The sequence below is a fragment of the Haloferula sp. A504 genome, assembly GCF_044385805.1.
Classification (GTDB): domain Bacteria; phylum Verrucomicrobiota; class Verrucomicrobiia; order Verrucomicrobiales; family Akkermansiaceae; genus Haloferula.
The window spans coordinates 22,857-30,572 of the sequence record NZ_JBISBU010000064.1; the positions used below are offsets into that span (position 1 = coordinate 22,857).

General features: G+C 64.0%; 7 protein-coding genes. 2 read left to right on the forward strand and 5 right to left on the reverse strand.

Annotated elements, in window-relative coordinates:
- Window positions 1-215: 215 nt before the first annotated feature.
- On the forward strand, window positions 216-2,285 hold the full coding sequence (locus ACG2LG_RS20445) for a TonB-dependent receptor (RefSeq protein WP_396262188.1): 2,070 nt from the start codon (window positions 216-218) through the stop codon (window positions 2,283-2,285).
- A 469-nt stretch (window positions 2,286-2,754) separates the two neighbouring features.
- Here ACG2LG_RS20445 and ACG2LG_RS20450 read toward each other — a convergent pair whose 3' ends face one another.
- Complete coding sequence (locus tag ACG2LG_RS20450; RefSeq protein WP_396262189.1) at window positions 2,755-3,903, reverse strand: class I SAM-dependent rRNA methyltransferase; 1,149 nt, start codon at window positions 3,901-3,903, stop codon at window positions 2,755-2,757.
- Between the two features lie 96 nt (window positions 3,904-3,999).
- On the opposite strand from ACG2LG_RS20450, the gene ACG2LG_RS20455 reads away from it, so the two are divergent.
- On the forward strand, window positions 4,000-4,632 hold the full coding sequence (locus ACG2LG_RS20455) for a hypothetical protein (protein ID WP_396262191.1): 633 nt from the start codon (window positions 4,000-4,002) through the stop codon (window positions 4,630-4,632).
- Between the two features lie 28 nt (window positions 4,633-4,660).
- Here the strand turns inward: ACG2LG_RS20455 and ACG2LG_RS20460 are convergent, their stop codons facing one another.
- The 4 genes from ACG2LG_RS20460 to ACG2LG_RS20475 are packed head-to-tail and all read right to left on the reverse strand — an operon-like array spanning window position 4,661 to window position 7,505.
- Window positions 4,661-5,851 carry an NAD(P)/FAD-dependent oxidoreductase gene (locus ACG2LG_RS20460; protein WP_396262193.1) on the reverse strand — a complete coding sequence of 397 codons (1,191 nt, stop codon included), beginning with the start codon at window positions 5,849-5,851 and terminating at the stop codon, window positions 4,661-4,663.
- Window positions 5,852-5,867: 16 nt separating this feature from the next.
- Complete coding sequence (locus tag ACG2LG_RS20465) at window positions 5,868-6,671, reverse strand: TatD family hydrolase (RefSeq protein ID WP_396262195.1); 804 nt, start codon at window positions 6,669-6,671, stop codon at window positions 5,868-5,870.
- Window positions 6,672-6,699: 28 nt separating this feature from the next.
- Window positions 6,700-6,963 (reverse strand): hypothetical protein, encoded by a 264-nt coding sequence (locus ACG2LG_RS20470; protein WP_396262197.1) that lies wholly within the window; start codon window positions 6,961-6,963, stop codon window positions 6,700-6,702.
- 41 nt (window positions 6,964-7,004) lie between these two features.
- Window positions 7,005-7,505, reverse strand: coding sequence for a hypothetical protein (locus ACG2LG_RS20475; protein ID WP_396262198.1), 501 nt, complete (start codon window positions 7,503-7,505; stop codon window positions 7,005-7,007).
- Between the last annotated feature and the right edge of the window lie 211 nt (window positions 7,506-7,716).

Genomic DNA, 7,716 nt, shown 5'->3' on the forward strand with positions numbered 1-7,716 from the left:
GAATCCCTGAAGTTGAAATGGAAAACAACGAACCGCAGATTGCGCAGATTGAGGGGATTTTGGAAGAGTGGGGGTGATGTGCCTTGGAGAGGGATTCCCCGGTTTCATCCAGCTCATCGATTTTCTGCGTAATCTGCGCAATCTGCGGTTCCGGTCTCTGAATCCAGGTTGAAGTTTTTCCGTGGGATTGCGGGGAAATCTCCGTTTCACCTGGTGTGAAACTTTCATCCCGCCTGCTTGCGTCGCTGGCCCTTGCGCCCGCCTTTCCCTGCCTCGCTGACGATATCGAAGACAGCGTCATCGGTTCCCTGGATGCGCTGGTCGTCACCGGCAAGGCCGAGAATCTGATCGGTGAGGCGCTGACCGCGTCGAAGGGCCAGTCCGACCGCAGGGAACTGCTCGATCGCCCCTATCTCCGCCGCGGCGAGTTGCTCGAAGTCGTGCCCGGCCTCATTGCCACCCAGCACTCCGGCGACGGCAAGGCCAATCAGTATTTCGTCCGCGGCTACAACCTCGACCACGGCACCGATTTCGGACTCTTTGTCGACGGCATGCCGGCCAACTACCGTGCCCACGGCCACGGCCAGGGCTATGCCGACATCAACTTCCTGATTCCCGAGTTCGTCGAGCGTCTCGACTACCAGAAGGGGCCCTTCGACGCCCGTCTCGGTGACCTCACGACCGCCGGTGCCGCCGAGTTCTCGCTGGTCAACCGGCTTGAACGCGGTTTCGCCCAGTTCACGCTCGGGGAGGACGCCTTCTACCGCGCCGTGTTCGGGCACTCGGTCGAGGCCGGCGGCGGCGTTCTCACCTACGGCGGCGAGGCGCAGTTCTACGACGGTCCCTGGGTGCTCGACGGCGACTCGCACCGCTACAACGGGATCATCCGCTGGCACACCGGCGACGATGAGAATTTCCTCAACTTCACCCTGCTGGCCTCCCACGGCGAATGGACTTCCACCGACCAGGTGCCCGAGCGCGCGATCTATCAAGGTCTCATCGACCGGCTCGGTTTCATCGATCCGACCGTCGGTGGCGATTCACAACGCTACTCGCTCTCGATGAACTGGGGCCGCCGCAGCGACGACATCCTCTGGCGGGCCAACGCCTACGTCGGCTACTACGACCTCGACCTCTACTCGAACTTCACCTACTTCCTCGACGATCCGGTAAACGGCGACCAGTTCCGTCAGTCCGACCAGCGCCTCTTCTTCGGCGGGGAGATCTCCGCCACCTTCGAGGACCGCAAGCTGTTCGGCGCGGATACCGACTACACGGTCGGCTTCCAGAGCCGCAACGACTTGATCTGGGATCTCGAACTCGCGCGGACCCGCAACCGTCTCGATGTCAACCCGGTTCGCGAGGACGACGTTTTCACCGGCAACTACTCGATCTTCGCCGGTGCCGAAACCGTGTGGAACGACTGGTTCCGGACGCAGGCCGGGCTGCGGGGCGACCTGTTCTACTTCGATGTCGAGAGCGACCTCGCCGTGAACAGCGGCGATCAGTGGGATGGCATTGTCGTTCCCAAGCTCAACCTGATCTTCGGCCCCTGGCACGACACCGAGTATTATCTGAATCTCGGCGGTGGCTTCCACTCGAACGACGCGCGTGGCATCTTCACCCGCATCGACCCGAACGACGGCGTTACGCCCGTCGCTCCGGTCGATCCGCTGGTCCGCACCTGGGGTGCGGAAATCGGTACCCGCACCCAGTGGACCGACTGCTTCACGACCACCGCCGCAATCTGGTGGCTGCACAACGATTCGGAACTGCTCTACGTCGGCGACGCCGGCAACGTCGATGCTGGCCCGGATACCACCCGCTACGGCATCGAACTCGCCGCCTACTGGCGTCCGAACGACTGGTTCACCTTCGATGCCGAGTTTGCCTGGTCCGAAGGACGCTACGACGACATCTACCTGCCGGGCGGCCCGATGATCGAGAATCAGGTGCCGGTGGTCCTCTCCACCGGGCTGACGCTGGGCGGCGATCGGGGATGGTTCGGGGCCCTGCGCACCCGCTATTTCTCGCCCCGGCCGCTTGCGCCGGACGGATCGGTGAAGTCGGAGGAATCGTTCCAGGTCAACGCCCGAGTCGGCTACCGCTGGGAGAATTGCGAGCTGGCCCTCGACTGCCTCAACCTCCTCGACCGTGCCGACAACGACATCGCGTACTACTACACCTCCCGTCTCCCGGGTGAACCGGCGGCGGGCATCGACGACATCCACCTTCATCCCACCGAGCCCCGTACGCTCCGCGCGAGCTTCACCTGGTTCTTTTGACAAGGACCGCGCGACGGCTGTTGCGCTGTGCCCCATGGGGTGCTTGCGGGAGAGTCTTACAGTAGTGGTTAGGGAAGTTGAGTCCGCCAGCGAGCTCCAAAGATGTTTTCCGGACGCCAGAGGCGTCTGATGGTGGTAGCCGGTGGTTGAGCGAGGCACGAGCGACACCACCGGGTTGCGGTTCCCCGGAATTCCGCATGCCGGAGGCATGCCATGCAGACCGTTGCTTGCAATCACCCGGATTCGGCGAGCCCCGAACTTGGCACCCCTGCCGGGGTGCTGCTCCTTGTCCCCACGGATTCCGGGGGTGGTCTTCCGCTGCGCGGACTCGACCCCCGGCTACCATCATTTGACGCCTCCGGCGTCGGATCGGTCCGGCGTGCGGCAATGCATTTCCAACTTTTGGCGACAGTCGGATGTATTGCCGGCTTGTCCCGCGAGACGATGCGCGACAGCGTCGCGCGGTCCTTTAGATTATCCTGCCCCAGATGACCTTGAGGTAGCGGGACTCGGGGTAGTTGGAGAGCGTCGGGTGGTCCGCGCCGGCGCCGGTGCGGTTGAAGATCTGCAGGCGCTTCTGCTCCTTGTGGACTGCGGTGGTGACGAGTTTCTCGAACTCGAACTCGTTGACCTGGCCCGAGCAGGAGCAACTGACCAGGTAGCCGCCGGGCTCCACCAGTCGGGCGGCGAGGCGGTTTAGGTCGTTGTACTTGCCGCGGCCTTTTTCGTCGTCGCGCCCGGTCACGAACTTGGGCGGATCGACCAGCACCAGATCCCAGCGGCGGTCGTTGTCGACCATCGTGCGGGCCCAGGTGAAGGCGTCGGCGTGGGTGAACTTGATGCGGGCCTGGTTGAGGTTGGCATTGCGCTTGGCCATCGCGATGGCCTTCTCGTCGAGGTCGATGCCGGTGACCTCGGCGGCCCCGGCCAGGGCGGCCTGGACCGAGAACGCGCCGGTGTAGCTGCACAGGTCGAGCACCCGCTTGTCGCGGGCCAGTGCGGCGAAGCGGCGGCGGTTGTCGCGTTGGTCGCAGAAGAAGCCGGTCTTGTGGCCCTCGGCGAAGTCGATCTCGAAGGTCGCCCCGTGCTCGCGGATCTTCACCTTTCGGATCGAGTGGTCGGCGAGGGGGTGGGGTTTGGTGGGAATGCCCTCGACCCGGGCCAGCTTCGGATCGACCTGCAGGTGGGCTCTTTCGGTGCCGAAGGCCTGGTGAAGGGCCGGAAGCCACGTATCGAGCCGCTGCCAGGCACCGAGGGCGGTGATCTCGACCGAAAGGATGTCGCCGAAGCGGTCGGCCACGAGACCGGGCAGGCGGTCGGCATCGGCGTGAATGCAGCGGTAGGCTTCGAGATCCGGCTCCAACAGTTCCTTGCGCAATTGCGCCGCCTGATGGATCGCGTCGATGAAAAAGGATTCGTCGATCGGTGCCGCTCCGTGCCGGACGATGCGCAGCGGCATGTTCGAGCGCGGGTTGAAGAGTCCCCAGCCGAAGGTTTCACCGTCGCGGTCGAGCACTTCGACCAGGTCGCCCGGGCGGGCGTCGTCTGAGGCCTTGCCAATCATCTTCGGCCAGATCGACGGGTGGAAGGAAACGGTCTTGATCGATACTCGCGGCACTCGGGGAATGTCGAATGCCGAGGCCGGAATGACGAATGAGAAATCGCGGGATGTTTTGGAGTGGCGACGGCGCAGCGCTCCTGATTGGCTCGTGCCATGGAAAAGAAGGGAAATTCCGGATGCCGGATCGCGGCATTGATCGTCGGGGGGATTGTCTTGGTGTTCGCCTTGGTGGTCGGCGGTCTGGTCTGGATGCTGAACGCCCGGAATGCCGTGGCTTTCGAACACGCGAAGCAGGAGCAGCTCCGGCAGGAGGAAGCGATGCAGGCGATGAGCACCTCATCTCCGGAGGTTGCCGGCCCGGTTCGCCTCGAGTTCGACGAGTCGGATTGGAGGGAGCTGGTTCCGCTCAAGGAGGATGAGGCGGTTTCCCTGAAGCAGTTCATCCTGACGATTGACGATCCCCGGTCGACCGAGTTGGCGCGGGAAACTTTCCGCGAGCGTGCCGATGGAGCGCCGGTGACCTGGAGCATGACCCTCGCCAGCGTGAAGGAAGAGGGGGGACTGCTGGTGGCGGACCTTGATGCGCCGTATGCGATCAGCAAGACGACGGGGTCCAGCGGGACAACCACCTATGGTGAGTTGAGCGTCCGGGCGGAGTTTGATTCGTCCCAGCGGGATGCGCTGATCAAGCTGAGGCGGGGCGATCCGGTCACGGTTCAGGGACGGCTCGCGCTCGACGGACGCAGCGTCCGGATCGTCGAGGCCGTGGTCGCCGAGCTTGAGTAGGTTGCTCCCGGGACGCGAACAACGCAGGCTACCGTTGGCCGCGGTATCGCAGCGCCGACCGGGCGGCATGGGTTGCGGTGGCGAAGCAGGCCTGGATGAGATAGCCGCCGGTCGGGGCCTCCCAGTCCACCATCTCTCCGCAGGCGTGAACTCCCGGCAGGTGACGAAGCATCAGTTGTTCATCGAGTTCCTTCCACGCGATGCCCCCTGCGCTGGAAATGGCCTCGGCGATGGGACGGGGGCGGAGCAGGGGGATGCGGAGCGACTTGACGGCGCGACACAGGGATGCACTGTCGTTGAACGGGCCGTGGTGGTGTTCCAACAGCAGCGCCCCCGCATCGGGGATCCGGAGTCGTTCGCGCGCGCTCTCGACGATGTCTTTCCGCACGCTCTCCATCTTTCGCAGCAGGATGGGGAGGGGAACCTCGGGCTTGAGATCGATCGTCAGGGTAGCGGGTGTCGCCTTGCGAAGCGCCGGCCCCAGTTGGTAGACGGCGCCGCCCTCGACACCGTAGCGCGTGAGCATGATCTCGCCGCGGACGGACTCCCCGCCGCAACTGGCTGCGATATTCTTGAGCGGTTGTCCTTCGATCCGGCTGGTCAGGGAAGTCGGCCAGCCGGCCTCCCATCCGCAGTTGGCGGGCTGGAGGGGTGAAATGGAGATGCCGCAGGATTCCAGCACCGGAATCCAGGCCGCATCGGAGCCGGTCTGTGGCCAGGAGCCTCCACCCATGGCGAGGATCATCGCGTCGAACTCCAGCGGGTCGTTGTCATTGAAACACGCCTTCGGGCCGGGTTGCAGGGCGGTGAGCCGGTGGTTGACGTGAAACTCCACTCCCTGCCGCCGCAGTCGCTCGATCCAGCGGCGGAGCAGGGGGGCGGCCTTCATTTCCCTCGGGTAGACCCGGCCCGTCCGCTGCTCGAAGGTCTCGATCCCGAGTCCGGCGGCCCATGGGCGAAGCTTTGCCGGCGGGAACTCCCGGATCATCCGCGCGAAGCCCCCGGGGAGGCCCGGACCGGAGTAACGGGTGACAAAGGTTTCCAGGTCCTCGCCATGGGTCAGATTGAGTCCCCCGTAGCCGGCGACCAGCAGCTTGCGGCCGACCGAGCGCTTCTGCTCAAAAACGGAGACCTTCGCGCCGCCTTCGGCACAGACTTCGGCGGCCCTCAAGCCCGCCGGGCCGCCGCCGACGATCGCGATGTGGGGTCGGCCCTTCACCGAAGGTCAATGGTCGTCAATCGAGGCGGAAGTTCGGGCACTGGGAGAGGAAGCGCTTCGGGTTGTCGAAGAGGATGCGGTGAATGGCTTCGTCCGCATGCTTCCGCTTGCGCATCTCCAACCCGCACTTCACGACGGCCAACGGATCCGACACGCCCCAGTCGCAGGCGGAATTGAGCCACAGACGATCTCCCTCGTGCGTTTCGAGGATGTCGACGGCACGGCTCAGGGTGCACTTGCTTTCCGGGTAGAGCGTCATGCCGGCCCAGTAGCCGGCGTCGAGTACGAGGTCCACCGTATGTTCCTCGACGTGGTCGATGATCACGCGGTTGCGGTCGAGTTTCGGGAAGTTCGCCAAGGCGTCGATGGTCAGGCGGGTGCCCTTGAGCTTGTCCTCGAGATGGGGGGTGTGGATCAGGATGGCGAGGTCGTGGTCGAGGGCGAGCTGGACGTGTTCCTCGAAGATTGCGAGCTCGTTGCGGGTGTTCTTGTTGAGCCCGATCTCACCGATGCCGAGGACGGTCGGCGAATCGATGAAATCCGGGATGAGCGCCATCACCTCACGGGCGAAGCCGGCGTCTTCGGCCTCCTTGGGGTTGATGCACAGCCAGCAGAAGTGCGGGATGCCGAACTTGGCGGCACGCTTCGGCTCGTAGTCGGTGAGCTGCCGGTAGTAGTCGCGGAAGCCCTCGGGTGAGGAGCGGTCGAAGCCGGCCCAGAAGGCGGGTTCACAGATTGCGCGGCAGCCCGCAAGAGCCATTTTTTCATAGTCATCCGTCGAGCGGCTGACCATGTGGGCGTGGGGTTCGATGTAGTCCATCAAGACAGAAGATTGGAAGACAGAAGACTCAGGGGGTGGGGGCCCCGAAGGCACCCTGGATGGTGGCCTTTGCGGCAGGCTCGGCGGAATGGTCGGAGAAGGCTTCGAGAACGGCCCTGGCCCGGTCCGGTCGGTCCTCGAGGAGGAGAGGCAGCGCCTTTTTCAGCGCATCGAGCCTGAAATCCGATTTCCCCTCGTGGCGGTCGACCCGGTCGAGGAATGCGGCGAGATCGATCAACTGGCAGCGCGCCCCGATGAATTGGAGGTCGAGAAGTTCCTGCTTGCTGGGCATGCACTGAGGCTAAACCCGGATTGGGCCGGACGAAAGCCCGATCAGTGCAGTTCCTCGGTGCGACCCATCGCCTCTTCGTAGAGCTGGTGCAGGCGGTAGGTGTGGTGGGCACCGAGCTTCTGGCCGAACTGGGCAACGATCCAAAGCATCAGCCCGGCTCCGAGCGATGCCCACAGGATCCAAAGTCCCCAGCATGTTCTGCCGAGCGAGTGCTGCGCAAAGCCGAGGCAACCGCCGAAAATCGCGGTGCTCGAGAGGAACAATGATCCGTAGACGAAGATCGACCAGACATTGGCGTTGGGGCCGTAGACGCCCTCGATCCTGCTGCCTCCCTCCTCGTCGGGATCGATGGAGACATTCAGGCGCGGCGACCAGAAGTGGCGTTCGGCCGGAGGGATCCGCAGGCAAACGAAGCCCGGGAAGCTGCGCACCTCGAACTCCTCGGGTTTCGCCCGGACGGCGGCGACGAGTTTCTGCCGCGCCTCGTCCGGGGAAAGGTCGAGGGTCTGCGAAAAGTGGGGCCGGAAACCAAAGCTGCTCAATTTAACCAGTGATGCGGAGCCGGCGTTGCGGTGTCAATCCCGGGCTCGGGATTCCGTCCGGAGCGCCCCCCGCGATCACGTGATTCCTAACGATCCTTCGATTTTTTGAAATGTTAAGGTATTTTCCCGATTGAAGCCGTTGGAGGTCCGCGGCTTCCAGCAACAAATTCCCATGAAACAATCCCCAGCCAAGCGCCGGCGGCTCCAGGGT